The following is a 23,191-nucleotide window of genomic DNA, read 5'->3' as shown; positions in this document are numbered from 1 at the left end:
ATTTTTTCGGTAGCGTGTGATCTGTAAATCTCACACAGAAATAGCAGGATAAATTCCGAAGTTATCGAGAGAAGCGGCAACAGAAGTCTAATTTTTGGGCAAACACGCAATGAATTAGGAAAAAAAACCACAGTCGCTGGAGGGGCGCTTAGATAGGAAAAGCGGCCCAAAAGGGCCGCTTAGAAAGGAAATTAGGCTTCTTCGTTAGCTAGGAATAGCCAGGTATCTACAGCGGTATCCGGGTTCAGGGAAACACTGTCGATTCCCTCATCCATCAACCAGCGGGCGAAGTCTTTGTGGTCAGAAGGTCCCTGACCGCAGATGCCTACATATTTACCAGCTTTTTTGCAGGCCTGGATGGCGCGGGACAGCAGAGCCTTCACTGCCGGGTTACGCTCGTCGAACAGGTCGGCCACCAGACCGGAATCCCGATCAAGACCCAGGGTAAGCTGGGTCAAGTCATTAGAACCGATTGAGAAGCCATCAAAATGCTGCAGGAACTCTTCTGCCAGCAGGGCATTGGATGGCAGTTCGCACATCATAATGACCTTGAGACCAGCCTCGCCGCGGCGCAGACCGTTCTCGGCGAGCAGACCGACAACCTCTTCTGCCTCTTCCGGAGTTCGCACGAAGGGTACCATGATCTCCACATTGGTCAGCCCCATCTCGTCACGTACTTTCTTCAGTGCACGACATTCCAGGGCGAAACACTGGCGGAAATCTTCAGAGCGGTAGCGAGCCGCACCACGGAAGCCGAGCATCGGGTTCTCTTCGCTGGGTTCGTATAGTTGGCCACCAACCAGGTGTGCGTATTCGTTGGACTTAAAGTCTGATAGACGCACGATTACACGATTAGGTGCAAAGGCCGCGGCCAGGGTAGCGATACCTTCTACCAGTTTCTCAACAATAAAGTCTTCCGGGGAGGCGTAACCGCCTATGCGCTCGCGGATATTCTGTTGCAAGTCATCCGGGAGGCTATCCAGCTCAAGCAGGGCTTTCGGGTGAATCCCAATCATGCGATTCAGGATAAATTCCAAGCGCGCCAGGCCAACTCCCTGATTGGGCAAGTGGCTAAAGGCAAAAGCGCGATCTGGATTGCCCACATTGAGCATGATTTTGAAAGGCAGATCCGGCATTTCGGAAACTTCAGTTTCTTCACGCTGGAAGTCCAACTCGCCGGACATTACGAAGCCGGTATCGCCTTCGGCACAAGAGACGGTGACGGGAGTACCGTCTTCCAATAACTCGGTGGCGTTTCCACAGCCAACCACTGCGGGAATCCCCAATTCACGGGCAATAATCGCCGCGTGACAAGTACGGCCGCCGCGGTTGGTAACAATTGCGCTCGCCTTTTTCAACACCGGTTCCCAATCCGGGTCGGTCATATCGGTCACCAGGACCTCACCGTCCTGCATAGCTGCCATATCTTGGACGGACTTCAGCTTGCGAACGCGGCCGGCACCGATACGCTGACCAATCGCGCGCCCCTCACACAGTACTTCACCGCGTTCCTGCAGGCTGTAACGCTCAATGCTGGTACCCTGATCGCGGGAGCGTACGGTCTCCGGGCGCGCTTGTACGATAAATAGCTTACCGGTATCACCGTCTTTGGCCCACTCGATATCCATCGGACGACCGTAGTGCTCTTCGATTTTACGGGCCTGAATTGCCAGGCTGGTCAGCTCTTCATCATTGAGAGCAAAACGCTGGCGATCTTCTTCTGCAACCTCAACGGTTTTTACTGAGCGCCCGCAATCGCCGCTTTCGTCGTAAACCATTTTGATGGCTTTACTACCGCGATTGCGACGTAGGATAGCTGGGCGCCCGGCATCCAAAGCCGGCTTGTAGAGATAGAACTCGTCAGGATTCACAGCACCCTGTACAACAGTCTCACCCAGACCGAAGGCCGCAGTGATAAAGATCACATCACGGAATCCACTCTCAGTATCCAAGGTAAACATTACACCGGCCGCGCCAGTCTCACTGCGCACCATGTGCTGAATACCAGCCGACAGAGCTACACCTACATCCGCGTAGCCTGTATGTACACGGTAGGCGATGGCACGGTCGTTATAGAGAGAGGCAAATACTTCTTTAACCGCAATCAGAACCGCATCTATACCACGGATATTCAGGAAGGTCTCCTGCTGGCCTGCGAAAGAAGCATCCGGTAAATCTTCAGCAGTCGCGGAGGAACGCACAGCAACAGCTGTCTCACCACCACCCAAAGCTTCATAACCATCGCGGATATCTTTTTCCAGCTGTGCAGGAAATGGGGTCTGTATGATCCAATTGCGAATTTCATCGCCGGCTTTGGCTAACTCAGTAACATCACCGACATCGAGTCCTTTCAGCCGCTCGGCGATACGCTGCTCTAACTGCTCATGGGCTAGGAAAGCCCGAAAAGCCTCCGCTGTGGTCGCAAAGCCGCCCGGTACACTCACACCAGCGCCGGCCAGAGATGAAATCATCTCGCCGAGCGATGCGTTTTTACCGCCGACTTTGTCGACATCATCCATTCCCAGTTTTGCAAAGTCGATGGTGAAATTCGTCAAGTGAAGGCCCTCTGAAATCAGGTTTGTTGGGCGCTGATTATAAGGATGAGTCTTGTAAAAAATAGCCCAGGAAAAACGGTCAATATGTTGTAAATTTTCTACAAGCTTGCTTAGCTCTCAGAAAATAAGACCTTTAAGCCCACCACCCCTATACTAGCGGCCACTAAAAAGTCCCGCCAACAGACAGAGACGCAGCATGGCAAAAGACAAACGCACCGCTTTTTTTATTTCCGATGGAACCGGCCTCACTGTAGAGGGCATTGGCCACAGCCTATTGGCACAGTTTCAGGACCAGCATGTCGAGCAGGTGACTCTGCCTTATATTGACTCTACCGAAAAGGTCCAGCAGGCTCTCCAGCGTATAGAGAGCGCTGCCCAGGAATCCGGTCTGCAGCCCATCATTATTACCAGCATCGTTTCTGACCAGATTCGCGATCAATTGCACCAAAGCCCCGCTTTAATGCTGGATATCTTCGAGAATTACCTGACACCTCTGGCCAATTTATTTGGGCGCGATCCTGCACAGACCGTTAATGTCTCCCACGGCATTGCCGATAATCGCCGCTATAGCGAACGCATTGATGCGGTGCATTTTGCTATCGATAACGACGACGGGCGCCGCATCAGTGAATTTGAGCAAGCGGATGTCATATTGCTCGGCGTCTCCCGCTCCGGCAAAACCCCCACCTGCCTATATTTAGCCCTGCAATTTGGACTGCGCGCGGCCAACTATCCCATCACCGAAGAGGATATGGACTCCACCACCCTGCCCAAGATTCTGCGCCCCTTCCAGCGCAAACTCTTCGGTCTCACCATAGATCCCAAACGCTTGATGCAGATTCGACAGGAAAGACGCGCCAATAGCCGCTACGCTTCTATAGGGCAGTGCGAATTTGAGGTGCGCCAAGTCGAACAGATGCTAAGGCGGGCGCAAGTGCCCTTCCTCAATGCCACCCAGCTATCCGTGGAGGAGCTCGCTACGCGCCTGATGTCCCAGGCCGGCATCGAGCGAAGAATTGACTAAGGGATGACCAAAAAGCCAGGCGCCCTTTTCACGCCGCGACAAAGTGTGTAGTGTGCGCCGTCTTCCAGACTGCCGTGTTTTGATATGCAAATAGTCTCCCTGCCCTATTCACTCAATTCTGCAGCAGCCTTCCAGGCAATTGCGGATCTACCTGTGCCGGTATGGCTCGATAGCGGCCGGCCTCTCAGCAGCGGAGGTCGCTACGATATTATCAGTGCCGACCCTCTTAACGCGCTGGAACTGGCAGCAGATAGCAGCGAGCCTTTCACTCGGGTAGATGACCTAAGTCGTGAGCTGTGCCCTCAGGAGCGGGACTCGCAACTGCCATTTTGCGGTGGAATCATCGGTTTTGCCGGTTATGAACTGGGCACCGGCGGTAACTTTTTGCCGGCGGATACCCGACCTACGGACCTACCGGCAGGCTTTTTTGGGCTCTATAGCTGGGCTTTTATTGCAGATCACCAGCTGGGCTCCTGCCATCTGGTTTTTCATCCTGCCTGCCCAGCCAGGCAGGTACAAGAGCTAATCGATCGTTTTAAATCGGTGCACTGGGAGCGAGAGCAGGATCCCGAGGGGTTTCGCCTTTTAGCACCATTTGCCCACGAACTCAGTGTTGCTGACTATGAGGAGCGCATTGCGCGAATCCTCGAATATATCGCAGCGGGAGATGTCTACCAGGCAAACTTTACCCAACGCTTCAGCGCCCCCTACGAGGGCGATCTCTTTGGGGCCTACCTGGCATTGCGTCGACGCGTGGCAGGGCCATTTTCAGCATTTATGGAAATGCCCCAGGGCAGCTTGCTGAGCCTATCGCCAGAGCGCTTTATTCGTGCCGATGGCAGTAGCTTGCGCACCGAGCCCATCAAGGGCACCGCCGCCAGAGTAGCTGATCCGGTAGAGGACCAGCGTGCGGCATTTACCCTGCAGAGAAGCCCTAAAGATCGCGCAGAAAACCTGATGATCGTGGATTTGCTGCGCAACGATTTCAGCAAGTTATGCCGCAGTGGCAGCGTGAGGGTGCCGGAGCTATTCCAGCTGGCTAGCTTTGCCAATGTTCACCACTTGGTCAGCGTAGTGACAGGAGAGATGCATGAGGACTCAGCTTACAGCGACCTGTTAGCGGCCTGTTTTCCCGGAGGCTCCATCACCGGTGCCCCCAAACGCCGCTCTATGGAGGTCATTCGCGAGCTGGAAGCCAGCCCCAGGGGTATCTATTGCGGCAGCATCGGCTATATCAGTAGCTGCGGCCGCGCCGATACCAACATCGCCATTCGTACCTTTAGCGCCAGTAATGGGCGCATTACCTGTGCTGCCGGTGGAGGCATAGTCGCCGACTCTGACCCGACAGCAGAGTACAAGGAGTGCCTGGCCAAAGTGCGCTTACTTCTTGAAACCGCAGAGCAATTCCTGAATTGATCACCCAGCCCGTCAAAAATCACTGCCTGCCGGGCTTTTCTGTAGTCTTACTACAGCATTTTGGTTATAGAACTATCTAGGATTGATATTTCAAAGTTATTAGGCCATCTGATAGATTCAATGCCAGTAGTGCCAATTTCAGCGCTTAACTGGATCAAGGAATTTATTGTGAAGATCACACTAGTCAAAAAAGTACTCGCCGATGGCTCACCCTGCGCCAAATGCCGGGATGTGCAGGAAAAACTGGAAGTGAACGAACAACTCAAATTTATCGATCAAACCTTGATAGCTGACGTGCGCGACCCGCAAAGTGCCGGGATGCAAATTGCACAGCAATTTAATGTGGATCGAGCGCCATTCTTTGTGGTCGAGCGTGAAGGGCAAGAAGCAGAGATCTATACCGTCTACTTCAAATTTGCCAAGGAAGTTTTACAACCCCTGATCCAACAGGCAGAGGCCTCTTAGCCTCTGCCAGCCAGCTACACCGCAATACTAATATACCGGCAGCTCTGTATCGGCAAATAGCGCATCTACCTCAGCTCTGGAAGTAGCATGCGCAGCTTGATCCACCAATTCCCGGGTGAGATGCGGAGCAAACTGTTGGATGAAATCATACATAAAGCCTCGCAGGAATATTCCCTTGCGAAAGCCGATCTTGGTAATACTGGACTCGAACAAATCACTGGCATCCAGGGCAACTAAATCTTCATCCTCACCATCCACCGCCATATCCGCCACTATGCCAATACCGAGACCCAGGCGCACATAGGTTTTAATAACATCCGCATCCGCGGCGGTAAACACGACCTTAGGCGAAAGCCCTTTCTCCAGGAATGCCTCATCCAATTTTGAGCGGCCGGTAAAGCCAAACACGTAAGTGACGATTGGATACTTTGCAACCTCTTCAAGATTCAGCTTGCTGACATGGCAGAGAGGATGATCTTTAGGCACCAAAATACAACGATTCCAGCGATAAACCGGCATCATCACCAAATCACTGAAAAGCTCTAGTGCCTCGGTAGCAATAGCGAAATCCGCAGTACCATCGGCTGCCATTTCCGAGATTTGCATGGGGGTTCCCTGGTGCATATGCAGCGATACATCAGGGTAACGGGAAATAAACAGCTTGATAACCGGGGGCAGCGCATACCGCGCCTGGGTATGGGTAGTGGCAACCGCCAAGCTGCCCTTCTTGTCATTGCTGAACTCCTGGGCAACCTGCTTGATATTTTCCACTTTGCGCATAATTTCGCCAGCGGTCTTGAGGATCGCCTCCCCCGCTGGCGTCACCCTGGTGAGGTGCTTGCCGCTGCGGGCAAAGATTTCCACCCCCAGCTCATCTTCCAGTAGGCGAATCTGCTTGCTGATGCCCGGCTGGGAGGTATAGAGGCTCTGCGCAGTAGCAGAAACGTTGAGATCGTGATGCGCCACTTCCCAGATATATCGCAACTGCTGCAGCTTCATAAGTCCTCCCTTTAATATCAATCACCCCGCCCCAGGACGAGTGCAACTCTGACATATAAATTGTTAGTTATAAAAAACATCTTGAGTTATGCGAGAAAAGAATAGCAGCCAATCGAAGCCGGGGCCAACGGACAGATGAATATCCAGTGAAGAGCGGCGGGTGTCAATCGACTTTCAAGCATTAATTGGCCCCGAAAGGGCTCAAATACTCAGGCATCACTATTTGCGATATTGGCAATTCCGTGCGGCACATGACCTGTAGCCACATGCTCAGCTGCGGAGGCACAGTGCGCCGGCTGGTCATCAAAGAACACATCAGCACCGAATGCCCGCAGAAACTCCCCCTTTGGAAGCCCCCCCAAAAATACCGATTCATCTACCCGGATGTCCCAAGCACGCAACGTGCGTATTACCCGCTCATGGGCTGGCGCAGACCTTGCCGTCACCAGGGCGGTGCGTATTGGACAGCTCTCTAAACCAAATTCCGCCTGCAATGTCTGTAAAGCCTCAAGAAATCCCTTGAAAGGCCCCCCACCCAGCGGCATCTGTGCAGAGGCACGCTCTGCACGGGTAAAGGCATCCAGCCCATCCCGCTTGAAAATCTGCTCAGCCTCATCAGAAAAGATTACTGCATCACCATCAAAGGCAAAGCGCAAAACATCGTCGTGCTGCTCGCGGTTACCCCCAGCCACCAGAGTTGCCGCAGCAACCCCCTGATCCAGGGCGCGACGAACATCCAAGCCATCAGTCGAGAGAAACAAATTACAGCCAAATGGACCGATATAGCGATAGGGGCTTTCACCATTGCAAAAGGCAGCCCGGGTAATATCCAGACCATAGTGCTCAATTGAGTTAAACACCCTAAGTCCTGTATCAGCACTGTTACGGGAAAGCAGGATGACCTCGACCCTGGGCTCCCCCTCAAGCTGCTCGTTGATTTTTAGAAATTTCTCTACCAGGTGGAAGGCATCTCCTTTCTGCAAAACATCATTCTCCCGCTCTACTTGATAGCGCGAGAAAGCTTGCAGGCCCAGCTCCTCGAAAACCTTATGGCTATCATTCAAGTCGAACAGTGCCCGAGAAGAAATCGCGATTACCAGTTTGTCCGGACGCATGGCCATCAGGGCGCCTCCACATCACTGAGCCCCTCGGGACTATTATCGCTTCCTCTGAGGTTCAACAGAGTGAAAAGCATTTGCTGTAAATCTTCACGGGTACGGTAAGCACGCACCTCTGCTTGGTTAACCATCACCAGCAATAGCGCATGGCAGCTTTCCAGTGTGAGCCGACCCAAGCGATTCATTTCATTGGGCGGGCAGGTAAAGCCCAAGCGATGGAACATATCCACCAGGTGCCCGATCACCAGCTCGTCATGGCTCTTATCCAGCTCGTGCAACTCGGGAATTCCCCACATAGCTTGGGCCAATGGCAGCAGTCCTCGCTGCTCACGGTACACAGCTAGAAGGCGCCCAACAAACTCATCAATAAAACTCCCAAGTGTCATATGCTCGAGATCGAGCTCTGCCAGCTCAGCCATGGCCTCACTGATACTAGCGAGCCACTGCTCGCCCATAGCATAGAGAATCGCATGTTTATTGGGGAAATAATGGTAGAGGGAGCCCACTGAAATATCGAGCTTCCGCGCAATTAGGATAGTAGTGAGATCATCGAGCCCGACCTCTTCCAGGAGCCTCCCGGTGACATCGAGTATCTGCCGGGCTCGAGCCCGTGCACGGGCTTGGACCGGCTCGCGGCGAGGGGTTAATTGGCTTTTGCGCTTATGCTGTTCGGTACTGGACAAGATCGGTTTCCTAATGGCAACTCACAGCATCTTAACACCAAAGGAGTCGACAATTTCACCAGCAACAGTCCAGCCACCTCACCTCTTTCAATGCCCAAACCTATCAAGCAAACTGTGGTAAAGCATTCCCAGCACCAGGCCCGGCCAACGCAAAAGGGTTCCACCAGGAAAAGTCTCTGTTGGGATCTTCGTCATGATGTCAAAGCGCTCCTCAGTGCCAGCAATTGCTTCAGCGAGCAGTTTTCCCGCAAAGGTTGCAGTAGGCACCCCGTGGCCCGAGTAACCTTGACTGTAATAGATATTGGGCTCCAGGCGCCCCATATGCGGCATGCGATTCATAGTGATCGCCAGAGTGCCGCCCCAGCCATAATCAATTCGGGTCTGCTTTAGCTGCGGATACACCTGCAGCATTTTTTTCCGTACAAACTTGCGTATATCTGCAGGAAAGCTGGCCGTATAATTCTCACCACCACCAAAAATCAGGCGGTTATCTCCCGATAACTTCCAGTAGTTGATAACAAATAGTGTGTCCTGCACTGCATAATCATTGGCGATCAATTTTTGAGCAGCAGGCTCAGACAGAGGTTCAGTGGCCAGAACAAAATTATTGATTGGCATAATTTTGCCAGCCAGCCGCGGCTCCAAGTTTCCGAGATAGCCATTGCAGGCCAATATAACCTTAGCCGCCTTTATCTGCCCCTTGGCTGTTTCGACGGTACAGGAATTCCCTCCCCGGTAGCTAGTCACTCTGCTGTGCTCATAGAGCTCGACCCCAGCTCTGACACAAGCCGCCGCTAACCCAAGCCCATAGTTCAATGGGTGAAGGTGCATGGAGCCACTGTCAATTTGCGCGCCTAAATAACGCCTTGTTCCTACAAGGCCACCCACCTCCTGCTCATCGGCATAGCGCACACCCGAGTAACCATAACGCTCCTGGAGAAGCTCGGCTTCCTTGCGCAGGTAGTTGTCATGGCTGGGTTTGGCTGCGAGATGCATAATCCCTCGCTTCAGGTCGCAATTAATTTGATGCTTATCAATCAACTGCTCTACCAGCCGCACCGCCTCAAGGCTAAATTGCCAAAACCGCTTGGCAATCTCCACACCGAACATTTCTTCCAAGTCACTTTGGCAGCGCCGCTGCCCAACCCCAACATGTCCACCATTGCGACCAGATGCGCCCCATGCCACACGCTGCGCGTCCAAGACAGACACTTTGTAGCCCCGTTCCGCTAAATGCAACGCTGTGGAGAGCCCGGTATAGCCGGCCCCAATCACACAAACATCCACCTCCCGGACACCATCCAGCTGGGGATAGGAGGTAAGCGGATTGGCACTTGCTGAGTAGTAAGAATCTGTATAACCAGAGGTGGTTTTCATCAATGCAGCCCTTCAAGGCGTTGAGTATGCGGGAAGCTCTGAAATAGTTCGGCCCCGAGAATAGCAAAATGGTAATTCCCTTTTACCTGCCGTGCCAGGCTTCCCATAAATCTCAAAACATATCCGGCAAGTCATTATTTTTGCCTGCACTGGCGGCTACCGCCAATGTGAGGGTCAGGCATATACTGGTACTACATATAGATGGAAACACACTGGGTAACTCTAACAAATGGACAAGATTACAAGCTGGCTCGCCGAACACGATATTGCCGAGGTGGAGTGCCTGGTGCCGGATATGTCGGGTAATGCCAGAGGCAAATTTACGCCTACAGATAAATTCCTTACCCAGGACAGCCGACTTCCAGAAAGTATTCTTGTGCAAACCGTTACCGGCGACTATGTCGATGAGCACAATGAACTCGTGGACCCAGCAGATACGGATATGTTGCTGGTGCCAGATCCCGATTCCGTTCGACTTAACCCCTGGGCCAATGATCCCACTGCTCAAATTATTCACGATTGTTATACCCGGGATGGTCAACCACATCCGATTAGTACGCGGAACATCCTCAAATTCGTTTTGGAAAAATATAAAGAGAAAGGCTGGAAACCAATCGTTGCTCCGGAGGTAGAGTTTTACCTCATAAAGCGCAATCTTGATCCAGATGAAAAACTCTCAGCACCCGTTGGCAGATCTGGCCGCACGGAAAAAACCAGACAGTCTTATAGCATCGACGCTGCCAACGAATACGAACCCATTATTGAGGATATGTATAATTTCTGTGAGGCGCAGGGGCTCGATGTAGATACCTTGATTCACGAATCAGGAACCGCGCAGATGGAAATCAATTTCCTTCATGGAGACCCACTTCAACTCGCCGATCAAGTTTTCACCTTTAAACGCACCGTCAGAGAAACTGCTCTGCGCCACGGAATTTATGCCACCTTTATGGCCAAACCCATGGAGGACGAACCCGGCAGTGCATTACATCTTCACCAAAGTGTTGTCGACTTAAAAACAGAGAAGAACATATTTGTAGACGACCATGGAAATGAAAACGATAGCTTCATGTATTTTATTGGCGGTATGCAGGAGTACACTCCAGGATTCATTAGTTTTCTAGCCCCAAATGTCAATTCTTATCGACGCTTCACTCCCGAAATGGCCGCCCCGACAAGCCTGCATTGGGGCTATGACAATCGCACTACCGGCCTTAGAGTTCCCGACAGTTCACCTCAAGGAAAAAGATTGGAAAATCGTTTTCCTGGTGCCGACTGCAACCCTTATCTCGCCATTGCGGCTTCTCTCGCTTGCGGTTATCTCGGTATGATCAATAAGGTAGCACCTAGCGCACCGTATCAGGGCGACTGCTCCAAAGAGACCATTACCTTACCCCGTACTCAAGAGCACGCCCTCAATCTTTTAACGGAATGCGAAGCCGCTGCTGAAATGTTTGGCAAAAAATTCGTGAAAGCATGGAGCGCAATAAAGCGCGATGAATACGAGGAATTTAACCGAGTTATCAGTTCTTGGGAGCGGGAATATCTACTTCTCAACGTATAGATAATCCCAAAAAATATTTTTGAGACTTTTCTGAAATTTTATTCTCGGCTGGCGCACCACCCTTTTATCGGGTTTATTTAGGCGCATCAATTTGGATTCCTCGGCAGGATATTATTTGCTGATTTGTGACTAAATAAGCAAAAATATCGAAAACAATTCAAATATATGAGTTTGTCATCACCTTTTTGTTGCCACTAAGCACATGCAAGGTAATCTCAGGTTGCCCGGAATATTTGGGCAACCGGTTTGAGAAAGCGGACGTCATTGCCAATTATTGGCCCCACCCCAGATGCCCGGCCTTCTTCTGCTGTCTTACCAACCATAAAGACCGTTTGCATCAAGTTGCTGAAGTAATCAGTAATGCCTTACTGGATTGCTTTCCAGCTGCTGATGCTCGGTCGCTAATAAAAAAGTTAAATAAGGGAAAGCTAGCAATGAAGCATTTCATAGGACTTACCTGCACTTTAGCTATGGCTATTAGTGCGCAGGCTGCCGACCGTGTTCCAGCCACTCCGGATATGCTCTCGCCACAGACATTAAATACCGTTGCCGGATCTGATATGGCATTGGTAAAAATTCGTGAGCGTACTCTGGGAAATGGCAAAACCGTCGCCCGCTACCAACAAACCCACAAAGGCATACCCGTGTGGGGACAGACCGTAACCAGTTCTGGACAGGGACTCATTACCGAGATGCACGGTAATATCCTTACCGGACTCGAACTTGAAGTGCCCACCGTGCGCGCGGCAATTGACGCGGGCAATGCCCTTGATCGCGCCATGAACCATCAGGTTTCTCTGCGCGCACAACAGGGAGTGATGTCGGGTGCTTTGTCACTGCCAGTGCTTAAACTGGAGGCCAAAAACCAGAAAAAAGAGCTCTATGTTTACATCAATGAACAAGATGAGGCTCGCCTGGCCTACCTGGTGAACTGGGTCGAGTATGGAGACGACCCCAAGCGCCCCTTCTACTTTATTGATGCCATGACCGGTGAAGTGATTAAGCATTGGGATGGCCTCACCTTCCAAGATGCACAAGGTCCTGGCGGCAATGTAAAAACGGGCCGCTATGAATATGGTACCGATTTCCCCTCCATGCAGGTTGATGCCAACTGCCGTATGGATACTACCAACGTTGAAACTGTGAACCTGAATCATGGAACCAGTGGAGGTAGCGTCCATCAATTCAACTGCCCCTACAATGATCACAAAGAAATCAATGGTGCTTATTCACCGCTAAATGACGCGCACTATTTTGGTGGCGTGGTCTTCGCGATGTTCAGTGACTGGTACAACACTTCACCGCTGACTCAAAAGCTGCGCCTTCGCGTGCATTACGGTAATAACTACGAAAATGCTTTCTGGGATGGTAGCCAGATGACCTTTGGCGATGGCCAAAACACCTTCCACCCCCTAGTCAGCCTGGATGTTACAGCTCACGAAGTCAGCCACGGCTTTACCGAGCAGAACTCTGGCCTAGTTTACAGTCAACAACCAGGGGGAATTAATGAAGCCTTCTCCGATATCTCTGGTGAAGCCGCTGAATACTTTATGACTGGCAGTAACGACTGGCTGGTTGGAGCCCAGATTTTCAAAGCCAATGGCGCCTTGCGTTATTTTGAAGACCCGACTCAGGATGGACGCTCCATTGGCCATGCCGACGATTATTACAGCGGTATGGACGTACACTATAGCTCCGGTGTCTACAATCGAGCTTTCTATCTGATCGCCAATACCAACGGCTGGGATACTCGCAAGGCATTTGATATTTTTGTCCTCGCTAATCAGATGTACTGGGGCTCAAACTCTGACTACGATGAGGCTGCCTGCGGTGTTGAGCAAGCTGCTGTAGACCTAGGGTACAGTAAAGCGGATGTTACAACCGCCTTCAGTACCGTAGGAGTTACCTGTGATAACACTCCACCACCTCCTCCTGGAGAGCTTGAAAATGGAGTTTCCGTTGACAACCTTGGTGGCGGCTCTGGCGATGAACTCCATTACACATTAGATGTTCCTGCTGGCGCTACCGGCCTAAGCTTTAATATGTCTGGTGGCACCGGTGATGCGGACCTCTATGTACGCTTTGGCTCAGCACCAACCACCAGCACATACGACTGCCGTCCCTACACTACCGGCAACAATGAAACCTGTGAGATCTCCAACATACAAGCAGGCACCTACTATGTGATGGTGCGTGGTTATAGTTCCTTCTCCGGTGTCAGTCTGGTAGGTAGCTTCACCGACGGTGGCGGTGGCAATCCCGGCGGCTGGGAAAAAACCAATCTGTCTGGCTCCGCTAATGCCTGGCAGCACTTTACCCTGGATGTGGACAGCGGTATGTCATCCCTGAAAGCGGTAATGTCTGGTGGCAGTGGGGACGGTGACCTCTATGTTCGCTTTGGCTCAGCACCAACTCGAAACACCTGGGATTGTCGTCCATATAAGTGGGGTAATGACGAGAACTGCAACATCAGCAACCCACAAGCAGGTACCTGGTACATTAGTATTCGCGGTTACCAGACATACTCCGGTGTAGCACTCAGCGCCCAAGCAGAATAAGCTTATCTGCTGAACAATCTGGCCCCGTTGCCATACCAACAGGGCCAGATAATAAAAAAGGCAGCCTAGTGGCTGCCTTTTTTATTCTAGGAGTAACCCTTGCAAGCCAAGTTACTTATGGCTGGGGTCCTTCCAATAATCCTTCACCGTTGACTTCATCTCCTTCGCCAATATCGTAATACCAAACAGGTTCGGTAAGGTCATAATGACGATAGCTACCGCAGACAGGTTCCAAATAACGGTGGTGTCCTCAATCGCCGCCCAGAAGAAAGCTATCACATACACAATTCGGTAAGGCATTACCGCCTTCGGACCAAACAGGTAGATCATAGAGCGATCACCATAGTAGGACCAAGCGATAGCGGTCGAGAAAGCAAACATGAGAATACCCAGAGTTACAATCAAGCCACCGTATTCTCCGAAGAAACCGCGCTGGAAAGCTTTACTGGTCAATGCAACGGAATGAACCAGGGATTTACCCCAAATATCCACATCCTCATTAGCAAACTTACCATCAACAACATTAAGCACACCGCTAAACTGATCTTCACCAACACGGAAATCCAGATCTTCTGCAATTGAGCGTGCATGAATCAGGGTGAAATCCTGCAGGTTTAGAGGCTGCCCATCAGTGACAACCACTGATCCGTTATAGGGCTTCACATCACTGGGTTGACCACTTAAGTAATTAAACAGCTGTTTAACCTGCTTGGGGTCACTCTCTTCGTAGCGACCTTCGACAACATATGTGTCAGCCCCCTCAAACAGGTTTTCGTGTTTTTCAGTCCATACACCGGAAGATAAGATTACCAAGCCAGTCAGAGTACAGATAATGATGGTGTCGATAAACGGTTCCAGTAGTGAAACCATGCCTTCGGAAACAGGCTCATCGGCACGTGCGGCGGCGTGAGCAATCGGTGCAGAGCCCTGCCCCGCCTCGTTGGAGAAGAGGCCACGATTCACACCACGGTTAAAGGCATAGGCAAAACTGGCTCCGAGGAAACCACCTACAGCAGCACTTCCAGTGAAGGCATCACGGAAAACGGCCACAAATGAAGGGACGATATTTTCTATATTGTAGAAAATCACACCCAACGCACCAATTACATAGATCAGTGCCATTGCCGGAACGATAGTGGAGGTAACCTTGGCAATTCGGGTAATGCCACCGATGATCACCATCCCCAGCAGGATGGCAAGCACACCACCAGTGAGCGCTTTCTCAATACCGAAAGAATCGTGCATCGCCTGGGCAATATTATTCACCTGGGGCAAGCTTCCGGTACCGAAGGAACAAATTACTGTGGCGATGGCAAATAACACTGCCAGCCACTTCATATTGAGACGGCGCTCCATATAGAACATAGGACCACCTGCGTAGTAGCCATCTGCCGCTTTAATACGATATTTATGTGACAGTGTGACTTCGACAAACTTGGTTGTCATCCCCAGGAAGGCAGTCATCCACATCCAAAACAAAGCGGCCGGGCCGCCCAGGAAAATAGCCAAGCCAACACCACCGATATTACCGGTACCTACAGTTCCTGAAAGAGCGGTAGCCAGTGCTTGGAAGTGAGAGGTATCTCCTGGGTCACCGGGTTTATCATATTTCCCCTGGACAATCTTAATCGCATGTCCAAAGTAACGAAATTGCGGAAACCCAAGATAGATAGTAAAAAAGAAACCTACCCCGAGCAGCACCCACGGGAACCAAGGTGCCGATCCGAGCATACCGTCCAACGACAGTAGCAGCTGATTAAAGGAATCCAAACTAACCCCCCACTTCTCTGAACCAATTCTGATTGTTTTATATACAGCCACAGCTGTAATTTGTTGCGCAGGTTAGCAGCTTCCGAAGCACTAGAACAGTAAAGGGGCCTAAACCCTATTAAAAGAGAAGTTATGACGATAGGGGAACAAGGCAAACTGCCCCCCCGAATGCAGAAATACCAGGTTACTAGATCCTTTATAATGGCCTTTTCTCAATTCTTGCATCAGCCCATAAAAAGCTTTACCGGTATATATAGGGTCCAACAAGATTCCCTCTAGAGCAGCAATCTCTTCAATCATTTCGTAGATTGGAGGTTCAGCCTTGGCATACCCCGGCCCAATATAGTCGGCGTTCACATGCACTTGCAGAGATTGCAAATCCACAGGGTTTCCCGATAGCCTGCTCCAATGGCGGATATCCTCTCTCACTTTGGTTTGAAAATAAGTGGCATTATCGCAGACAGCATAACCTGTGACCTGAACACCAAGCCCCAGCAGATAGCACCCCATCGTTAAACCCGCCTGGGTACCTCCACTGCCAGTGGCACACACAATATGATCCGGCCGGAATCCTCTCATTCGACAATCTGTAATAAGTTCTTGCGATGCCGAGAGATACCCCCACAATCCCAGACCATCGCTGGCACCAATAGGGATACGGAAGGGAATGTGCCCGCGCTTCGAATATTGATCAGACCAAAAATTGAACAGCCTCTTGAGATCTTTGGCAAAATCTTCAGGCGAATGGATGCTCACTTCTGCCCCCGCCAACTGATCCAGCAGTAGGTTTCCATCTGCTTGGGCTAAGGGCTCACCACGCAATAACAGGTGCACTTTGAGTCCTAAGCGAGCACCGACAAGTGCAGTGGTGCGGCAATGATTGGACTGAATACCCCCAGCAGTGATCAAGGTATCGCTGCCCTGCTTTAAGGCCTCAGCAACAACAAACTCAAGTTTTCGCAATTTATTACCTGACATTCCAGATTCAGTCAGGTCATCCCTTTTTATCCAAATTCTAGGGCCGCCAAAAGGAAAGGAATATTGTTTACTAATCCTATCCAGCGGCTGTATTGGCGTGGGAAGATGGGCTAAACGTATCCGCCCAGGTAAAGAAATCGGTAAACTGTCAGGCATAGCAAGTTCCACTGCAAATACCAAAAAGGCTTATCGGTAAAGGCATAAAGCCTTGTCTATGCTAAATCTCCCGTAAAGGTAACAATTCTAGGACTCGTTAAAAGCCAATGTAATCCTGGCAGGAACAGCATTTACTACAGTCTGTAAACCCATGCAGGCAGCGCGGCAAACTCCCACCATTCTCTCAATCGCTTCCCTCGACTCTGCAGATTTAACAAAAACAACAGTTTCTACTCCTTCACAGACCCCCTTAGGTGGAGTATCGGTACATTCCTGCATTTTGTACACCTCAGCCTTAAAACGCATCTGTTGCTCAATCTTGACACTTTCAACATCCAGTTTGTTCTGATTAATGTAGATGCTGATATGACTGAGAAAACAAAAAGCAATACCTGCTGATAGGTAATCAAGTGGTGCCGGTGCGCTATCCGCACCTCCAATAATGGTGCCTTCGTCGCAGAGTAATTCAAAAGCACCACATCCCGGTACGTTCGCTTGTACAGTGGCAGTCTTCAGGTACCCCTCTTCCAAGGCTGCTTTAGCCGAGAGGTTAACTTGAAAGTGAAAACTTCCCCGTTCTTTAACTGGTGGATCCACTTGAATTTTGGATAACTTAGGAAGTGCCGTAACTTTTCTAACAATGGCTGCTTTCAAAGCATTTTGGCTATCGCTTTGCATATGGGGCCTCCTGAAAATTTCTAAAACAATTAACCAGAAGTATCGCCCGAGTAAATCTCACTTGCCGAAAAACGAGAAAGCCCGGCATATGCCAGGCTTTCCAATCTGAATCACTAAAAAATCTAGTAAAAAGCTATCAGATCTTCTTTATCGTGCCCTTGGGCAAAACAGCATGAACTGCTACTTTCTGGAACTTCAAAGACATATTGTCTGCAACTTCCAGCACGATGTAATCTTCGTCCACCTTGTCTACACGCCCCAGCATACCGCTGCTCATCACGACTTCGTCACCCTTTTTCAGTGCACCAACCAACTCTTGATGCTCCTTCTGGCGCTTGCGCTGAGGACGGATGATAAAAAACCACATGAAAGCGAACAGGCCCGCAAACATCAACAGGGTGATCATGGGGTTACCCTGTGGCGCCGGTGCCGCTTGCTGTGCCATGGCGGAGGGGATAAAAAAGCTCATGCAAAACCTCAAAGAGTCAGCCTATAAAATTGCCGCCAACTCTAACGGGTTTCCCCTGTTGAGGCAACGGATTGGGCCGATCAACAGGAGACCGGCCAAACCAATTCGCACTCACTTAAAAGCGTTGCCGCACTTGACGGCGATAACCAGTTGGCGACATACCGGTCCAGCGCTTGAAGGCACTGGTAAAGCTGGTCCGATCAGAAAAATCCAAAATCCTTGAAATTCCGTCAACACTCAGGGCGGTATCTTTGAGGAAGTGCACCGCGTGGCGGAAGCGCACGTGGTCACGCAGTGAGGCAAAGCTCAAGTTATGCTCCTGCAAACGACGCTGCAAAGTCCGGGTGGACATGCTTAAGTCGGAAGCAACGGGGCGAATAGCGAGAGAAGCCTTACCAATGCGCTGTTCGAGCACATCGATGACTCTGGCAGCAATGCCAAAGCTGGTAGCTTCCGGTGGGGCCAGCAGCTGATCGAGAATATTCGGGTCGCCGGATATTCTGGCCTGCTGCAGGGATTTATCTTCAGAGAGCGAAGTCTGGTCGGGCTGAGTATGGTTCATCGAGCTGCTCCTTTTGAGTTCCGTGAGCCGCAGTTATTTTTCTATGTCCGCATCCAGCGAATCCCGGTTGCCCCTGCCCACACCAACACACCTACAACTTCGGCGGACTACTACTCGATGCGGGATGCACCAAAAACAGACATCGAATCCTTCACAGAGATGTACAATTTTTAAACTAACCGCTCCGGCAATACCCAAAGAGAAACACTCTCTCGCCGGCGCACCTTTCCTTTACATCTGCCAGTATAGACCAAGAATTGAGAATGCAAGGGACGACAGTGGTTTTTTTCATCTTATTGTGCAGCAGAAGACGAAATTGAGTGGCCCCGGTACGCAATTTCAATGAAAACTCAAGGAAATTCGGGGGCCAGAGGCTACCCTACCCCCTTAAAAAGAGTTTGCAGAAGCTGTGTAACAGATAATCAATCCAGATTTTCAGCCACCCAGCCAAGCACATCATCACTGTGGGTCTTGGTTTTCACTTTGTCGATAACATGGCGTAAGCGTCCACTTTTGTCGATGATAAAAGTTGTCCGGATTAGCCCCATATACTCTTTGCCCATAAACTTCTTCAGCCCCCAGCAACCGTACTTGTCCGCAATCTTGTGATCCTCATCGGACAGGAGGTCGAAGTTCAGCTCATGTTTATCAATAAATCGCTGCAACTTAGCTTCTGGGTCTGGGCTCACACCGAGAACAACAGTGTCTAGCTCCTTAAACGCATCGGCACTATCCCGGATACCACAAGCCTGTGTTGTACAACCTGGGGTCAGTGCCTTTGGGTAGAAATAAAGCACAACATTGCTTTTTTCGCGGAAATCTTTCAGTGAAACCTTCTCTCCGCTTTGGTTTGTCAGTGTGAATGCCGGTGCCAAATTGCCAATTTTGGGAAAAGACATAAGAAATCCCCTGAAGTGTTGGTTTAAGTTTTGGGGGGATTATAACGAAAAGTACTAACTGAAATGCCAAGAACTCCATCATTCAAAACTGGTGCAGGCGAAACTCCTTCTCCCTGCGCGCAAAAATGCCTATTTTCCTCAGCTTTTGCACTAACTCTGCCTTCTCTGCATCGGTCAAAAACTCACCTACCTCCAGGCATCCTTCTGGACCACTAAAGGTCACCGAGGCAGGCTCAGCCGGACTGTTACCCATCCGCACCAGCAAGGCAAGATTTCCCCGTGAGAACTCCCGATGATAGACAGATTGCTGGCGGAACCCTTTACAACAATCGAACACAACCCGCTCATCGCTAATGCGGATTACTTCGCGACGGGTCCCTTCTAGGTAGACATAGGTGAATAAAACTGCAAGTAGTAAAATTTCCAACCCTGCAAATGGCAGGATCATCCAAGCCCCAGCAAAGGCAAAAGCCAAACTAATACCAAGGGAAACACCAACCAGGGAAAAGAACACCCAAAGATTTCCCGTTGCCGACAGGGATTGATTAGGCTGAAGAAGAATACAGGCGCATCGAGGGGCTTGGCGGCCGACTTCTGTGACCATGGCAAATACTTCCAGACAATACTTACCTAATCAGTGTAGTGCCGCCGCCATCAGCCCACACTCGTATAACGACCCGCCAGTATTCAGGCTACCCCATTCTATTTTAAATACCATTAGCAAAAGTCACTTTATTAAGCTGCGGCTAAAGGAACCCTAATCTAGCCTTTCTGAATAAGCTACTGTTGGCGGGATTGAAAAAATAAGAGGAAATGCCCTCACTTGGTATCACTTACTTCTTACTTGAAATACGCAAACTTTTTTATCTGGACTAGCTGGCGATTTTATACTACAGCGAAGTCAATAAATCAGCGCCGAAGAGCCAAATAAAAAAGCCCACACACTGGTGCGGGCTTTTTAGACGAACCAGCCATCAAGGCCGATCAATCGACAGGGTTAGGGCAGCAGGTGAGCGACTGCATCACGCTCTTCCGCCAACTCCTGCTCGGTCGCAGTCATCTTCTCGCGGGAGAACTCATTGATCTCAACACCCTGTACGATTTCCCAATCCCCACCTTTGCAGGTGCAAGGGAAAGAGTAAATCAGGCCTTCCTGAATACCGTAAGAACCATCGCTGAATACAGCCATGCTGGTCCAGTCACCCTCAGCGGTGCCCAGGGCCCAATCGCGCATATGGTCGATAGCAGCATTGGCAGCGGAAGCCGCAGAAGAAGCACCGCGCGCCTTGATAATAGCTGCACCACGCTGTTGAACCGTCGGAATGAAGTCGTTTTCGTACCACTCCTGCTCCACTTTATCCATCGCCGCAGCACCGGCAACCTTCACTTGGTGCAGGTCTGGGTACTGAGTGGAAGAGTGGTTGCCCCAAATAGTCATATGGGTGATATCGTTAACGCTGGAATCAGTTTTGTTCGCCAGCTGGGACAGAGCGCGATTGTGATCCAGACGGGTCATCGCGGTGAAGTTACGCGGGTCCAGGTCTGGCGCATTGCGCTGAGCAATCAGGGCATTGGTGTTAGCCGGGTTGCCAACAACCAGTACTTTTACGTTACGAGAAGCAACGTCGTTCAGGGCTTTACCCTGTGCAGAGAAGATAGCAGCGTTAGCTTCCAGCAGGTCTTTGCGCTCCATACCCGGTCCACGGGGACGCGCGCCGACCAGCAAAGCATAATCTGCATCTTTGAACGCAATAGTAGCGTCATCGGACTGAACGATACCCGCGAGCAGCGGGAAGGCGCAGTCTTCAAGCTCCATAGCAACGCCTTTCAGCGCTTCTAGTGCCGGGGTAATTTCCAGCAGCTGCAGAATAACGGGTTGATCTTTACCCAGCATCTCGCCGGAAGCGATACGGAACAGCAGCGAATAGCTGATCTGACCGGCAGCGCCGGTAACAGCAACACGAACAGGTGCTTTCACGATAGTTCTCCTCGTTTGTAAGCGGCCGCATTATAGGGCCTCTTGAGCAAATTTCACCTCAAGCGGAGCAATTCTCAACTCAATTTGCCTAACAAAACTTTAATTTTTTATAAGAGACGCCAAAAAAAGGCTCAAGCCGAGGCAGCTTCCCGGTAACGTTGCTGCAAAATACGATAAACCTGCTCGCTGTAATCTACTGCCGAGGCATCAAGCTCAGCAGCGATTTCCGCTAAGTGTTCATTGTCTTCACGTCCGCCCCAGTTCTTCACATAAGTTCCTTCTTTGTATCCGTTATCCTGGCGGAATCGATTGAGTACGTTCTTTCCTACATAGCGTTGATACAGTTCAGTAAAAGGCATCTCTGTGTCGGCAAGAAGCTGCGCAAACCCTGGCAGATCGAATTGTTTACTTGCCAAGGTGCTCAAAGTAAAGGCCTCCAGATCTTCACGAAAATCACCGGGCTCTCGCTGGCCAGCCTCTAATTCCCTCAGCATCTTTTCAGCAACTTGGGCCGGAGAGCCCTGTTGCAGCTCAAGGCTCAGGCCAAAATGCCAGATATCCACCAGCTCCAACTTTACCTGGTCGATATCCGGTTGCTGCTTTTTCCACCACTTCCAGCCGTAATGATCCAAGAGTTCCGCGCTTTCTACCCAGATCGCGCGATACCAGGCAAAATTTTGCGCACGCCAGTTTTTGTTAACAACGGTATTAATTTCGTCCTGCAGGGTCAGCATGACCTGCAATTGTTGCTTCATCATATAGGGAGCTTCTAACTAGCCGGGCTTAGGCAGCCCGAGGAAATAATCGGAGAAAGTTTTCTGTAGTGATTTCAGCCAGCTGCTCGTATGAAATTCCGCGCAACTCAGCAATAAATTCGGCTACTTCCCGCACATAAGCCGGGACATTGGGCTTGCCACGATAGGGGATCGGTGCAAGGTAGGGAGAATCTGTTTCCACCAACAGACGATCGAGAGGCAGTTTACGCGCAACATCGCGCAGATCCTCGGCATTTTTAAATGTCACAATACCGGAGAGGGAAATGTAATAGTTGAGATCTAATGCGGCCTTGGCCATCTCCCAGCTCTCAGTAAAGCAATGCAATACACCGGCTGTTTGTGGGTTTCCGTACTCTCGAATCAACTGAATTGTATCTTCACGAGCATCGCGTGTATGCACAATAACCGGCAACCCCACCTGACCTGCGGCCTGCAAGTGAGCTATAAAGCTCTGCTGCTGGGTCTCTTTGGTGTCCGTACTGTAATAATAATCAAGACCAGTCTCCCCAAGTGCCACTACCTTGGGACGCTCAGCCATCGCGATCAGTTCGTCCACCCCAGCGAGACCGGATTCAACATCCAGCGGGTGTATTCCAACAGAGCAAACAACATCCTCATATTTTGAGGCGATTTCTACAACGGCATCTGCATTTTCCAGACTGATACCAACACATAGGAATTTCCCAACTCCTCGGCTGCGTGCGAACTCCAAGACTGCATCCAAATCGCCATCAAATTTATCGAGCTTCAGTCTATCCAGGTGACAATGAGAATCTACGAGCATGTGATAATTACAACGTGTGAGTAGGTCGACTGGATTCAAGGGTGCCAGCCAGGTAAGTTTCTATCTTGTTTTGTGCAATATTGTCCTTGTCACCAAACTGAACGCCAATACCCGGCGTACGGTTTCCCTGGGCCCCATTAGGGGTTATCCAGATAACCTTGCCTGCCACCGGAATTTTTTCCGGCTCATCCATCAAGCTTAACAACAGGAATACTTCATCGCCGAGGCTGTAGGATTTATCCGTGCTGATAAACAAGCCACCATTTTTTACAAAGGGCATATAAGCGGCATAGAGAACCGACTTATCCTGGATTTTCAGCGATAGGATGCCGTTTCGGGCACCGCCTCCCATGGCTTTCATGCTCAACCTCAATGTTTTAAA

At 50.6% G+C, this 23,191-nt stretch carries 21 protein-coding genes; 5 read left to right on the top strand and 16 right to left on the bottom strand.

Annotation, left to right across the window (positions count from 1 at the left end; all coding sequences use genetic code 11):
* Nucleotides 1-191 precede the first annotated feature (191 nt).
* Entirely contained in the window at nt 192-2,555 is a 2,364-nt protein-coding gene (ppsA, locus tag ACJJIV_RS20460) for a phosphoenolpyruvate synthase (RefSeq protein WP_444890166.1), read from the bottom strand.
* Nucleotides 2,556-2,751: 196 nt separating this feature from the next.
* Here ppsA and ppsR point away from each other — a divergent pair, with 196 nt between their 5' ends.
* The 3 genes from ppsR (at nt 2,752) to ACJJIV_RS20445 (ending at nt 5,460) form a co-directional block, all read left to right on the top strand.
* Entirely contained in the window at nt 2,752-3,579 is an 828-nt protein-coding gene (gene ppsR, locus ACJJIV_RS20455) for a phosphoenolpyruvate synthetase regulatory kinase/phosphorylase PpsR (RefSeq protein WP_252081813.1), read from the top strand.
* Between the two features lie 84 nt (nt 3,580-3,663).
* Nucleotides 3,664-4,995, top strand: a complete 1,332-nt coding sequence (pabB, locus tag ACJJIV_RS20450; RefSeq protein WP_252081814.1) for an aminodeoxychorismate synthase component I — start codon at nt 3,664-3,666, stop codon at nt 4,993-4,995.
* Nucleotides 4,996-5,163: 168 nt separating this feature from the next.
* Nucleotides 5,164-5,460 (top strand): hypothetical protein, encoded by a 297-nt coding sequence (locus ACJJIV_RS20445; RefSeq protein WP_444890165.1) that lies wholly within the window; start codon nt 5,164-5,166, stop codon nt 5,458-5,460.
* Nucleotides 5,461-5,487: 27 nt separating this feature from the next.
* Here ACJJIV_RS20445 and cysB read toward each other — a convergent pair whose 3' ends face one another.
* The 4 genes from cysB to ACJJIV_RS20425 all read right to left on the bottom strand — a co-directional run bounded on the left by cysB (nt 5,488) and on the right by ACJJIV_RS20425 (nt 9,637).
* Nucleotides 5,488-6,459, bottom strand: coding sequence for an HTH-type transcriptional regulator CysB (gene cysB, locus ACJJIV_RS20440; protein ID WP_252081816.1), 972 nt, complete (start codon nt 6,457-6,459; stop codon nt 5,488-5,490).
* 209 nt (nt 6,460-6,668) lie between these two features.
* Nucleotides 6,669-7,580: a 5'-nucleotidase gene (locus tag ACJJIV_RS20435; RefSeq protein ID WP_444890164.1), complete on the bottom strand. Its 912-nt coding sequence runs from the start codon at nt 7,578-7,580 to the stop codon at nt 6,669-6,671.
* Complete coding sequence (locus tag ACJJIV_RS20430) at nt 7,580-8,260, bottom strand: TetR/AcrR family transcriptional regulator (RefSeq protein ID WP_252081818.1); 681 nt, start codon at nt 8,258-8,260, stop codon at nt 7,580-7,582. Before ACJJIV_RS20430 ends, ACJJIV_RS20435 begins: the two co-directional genes overlap by 1 nt.
* A gap of 87 nt (nt 8,261-8,347) precedes the next feature.
* Entirely contained in the window at nt 8,348-9,637 is a 1,290-nt protein-coding gene (locus ACJJIV_RS20425; protein WP_444890163.1) for an NAD(P)/FAD-dependent oxidoreductase, read from the bottom strand.
* 229 nt (nt 9,638-9,866) lie between these two features.
* Between ACJJIV_RS20425 and ACJJIV_RS20420 the strand changes: the two genes are divergently transcribed.
* Nucleotides 9,867-11,201 carry a glutamine synthetase family protein gene (locus ACJJIV_RS20420; protein WP_444886354.1) on the top strand — a complete coding sequence of 445 codons (1,335 nt, stop codon included), beginning with the start codon at nt 9,867-9,869 and terminating at the stop codon, nt 11,199-11,201.
* Nucleotides 11,202-11,635: 434 nt separating this feature from the next.
* Entirely contained in the window at nt 11,636-13,759 is a 2,124-nt protein-coding gene (locus ACJJIV_RS20415; protein ID WP_252081821.1) for a M4 family metallopeptidase, read from the top strand.
* A 111-nt stretch (nt 13,760-13,870) separates the two neighbouring features.
* On the opposite strand, the gene ACJJIV_RS20410 is transcribed toward ACJJIV_RS20415, so the two are convergent.
* The 11 genes from ACJJIV_RS20410 to ACJJIV_RS20360 all read right to left on the bottom strand — a co-directional run bounded on the left by ACJJIV_RS20410 (nt 13,871) and on the right by ACJJIV_RS20360 (nt 23,170).
* On the bottom strand, nt 13,871-15,529 hold the full coding sequence (locus tag ACJJIV_RS20410; protein WP_252081822.1) for an alanine/glycine:cation symporter family protein: 1,659 nt from the start codon (nt 15,527-15,529) through the stop codon (nt 13,871-13,873).
* 108 nt (nt 15,530-15,637) lie between these two features.
* A complete protein-coding gene (locus ACJJIV_RS20405; protein ID WP_444890162.1) occupies nt 15,638-16,663 on the bottom strand; it encodes a D-cysteine desulfhydrase family protein in 1,026 nt (341 codons plus the stop codon).
* 87 nt (nt 16,664-16,750) lie between these two features.
* A complete protein-coding gene (locus ACJJIV_RS20400) occupies nt 16,751-17,341 on the bottom strand; it encodes an OsmC family protein (protein WP_252081824.1) in 591 nt (196 codons plus the stop codon).
* Nucleotides 17,342-17,477: 136 nt separating this feature from the next.
* Complete coding sequence (yajC, locus tag ACJJIV_RS20395) at nt 17,478-17,810, bottom strand: preprotein translocase subunit YajC (protein ID WP_020415218.1); 333 nt, start codon at nt 17,808-17,810, stop codon at nt 17,478-17,480.
* A gap of 115 nt (nt 17,811-17,925) precedes the next feature.
* Entirely contained in the window at nt 17,926-18,372 is a 447-nt protein-coding gene (locus ACJJIV_RS20390; RefSeq protein WP_020415217.1) for a helix-turn-helix domain-containing protein, read from the bottom strand.
* A gap of 422 nt (nt 18,373-18,794) precedes the next feature.
* Entirely contained in the window at nt 18,795-19,271 is a 477-nt protein-coding gene (gene bcp / locus ACJJIV_RS20385; protein ID WP_252081827.1) for a thioredoxin-dependent thiol peroxidase, read from the bottom strand.
* An 82-nt stretch (nt 19,272-19,353) separates the two neighbouring features.
* Nucleotides 19,354-19,875, bottom strand: a complete 522-nt coding sequence (locus ACJJIV_RS20380) for a DUF2244 domain-containing protein (RefSeq protein WP_444886357.1) — start codon at nt 19,873-19,875, stop codon at nt 19,354-19,356.
* Nucleotides 19,876-20,268: 393 nt separating this feature from the next.
* On the bottom strand, nt 20,269-21,249 hold the full coding sequence (locus ACJJIV_RS20375) for a malate dehydrogenase (RefSeq protein WP_444890161.1): 981 nt from the start codon (nt 21,247-21,249) through the stop codon (nt 20,269-20,271).
* Between the two features lie 131 nt (nt 21,250-21,380).
* Complete coding sequence (locus tag ACJJIV_RS20370) at nt 21,381-22,004, bottom strand: dUTP diphosphatase (protein WP_444891737.1); 624 nt, start codon at nt 22,002-22,004, stop codon at nt 21,381-21,383.
* A 28-nt stretch (nt 22,005-22,032) separates the two neighbouring features.
* Nucleotides 22,033-22,809, bottom strand: coding sequence for a TatD family hydrolase (locus ACJJIV_RS20365; RefSeq protein ID WP_444890160.1), 777 nt, complete (start codon nt 22,807-22,809; stop codon nt 22,033-22,035).
* 7 nt (nt 22,810-22,816) lie between these two features.
* Complete coding sequence (locus ACJJIV_RS20360; RefSeq protein ID WP_020415211.1) at nt 22,817-23,170, bottom strand: PilZ domain-containing protein; 354 nt, start codon at nt 23,168-23,170, stop codon at nt 22,817-22,819.
* Nucleotides 23,171-23,191: the final 21 nt, after the last annotated feature.

It is taken from the genome of Microbulbifer mixtoriginis (SeqCode) (assembly GCF_052466765.1).
Note: the sequence above shows the minus strand (reverse complement) of the source record. Positions and strands in the feature narration are given on the sequence as shown.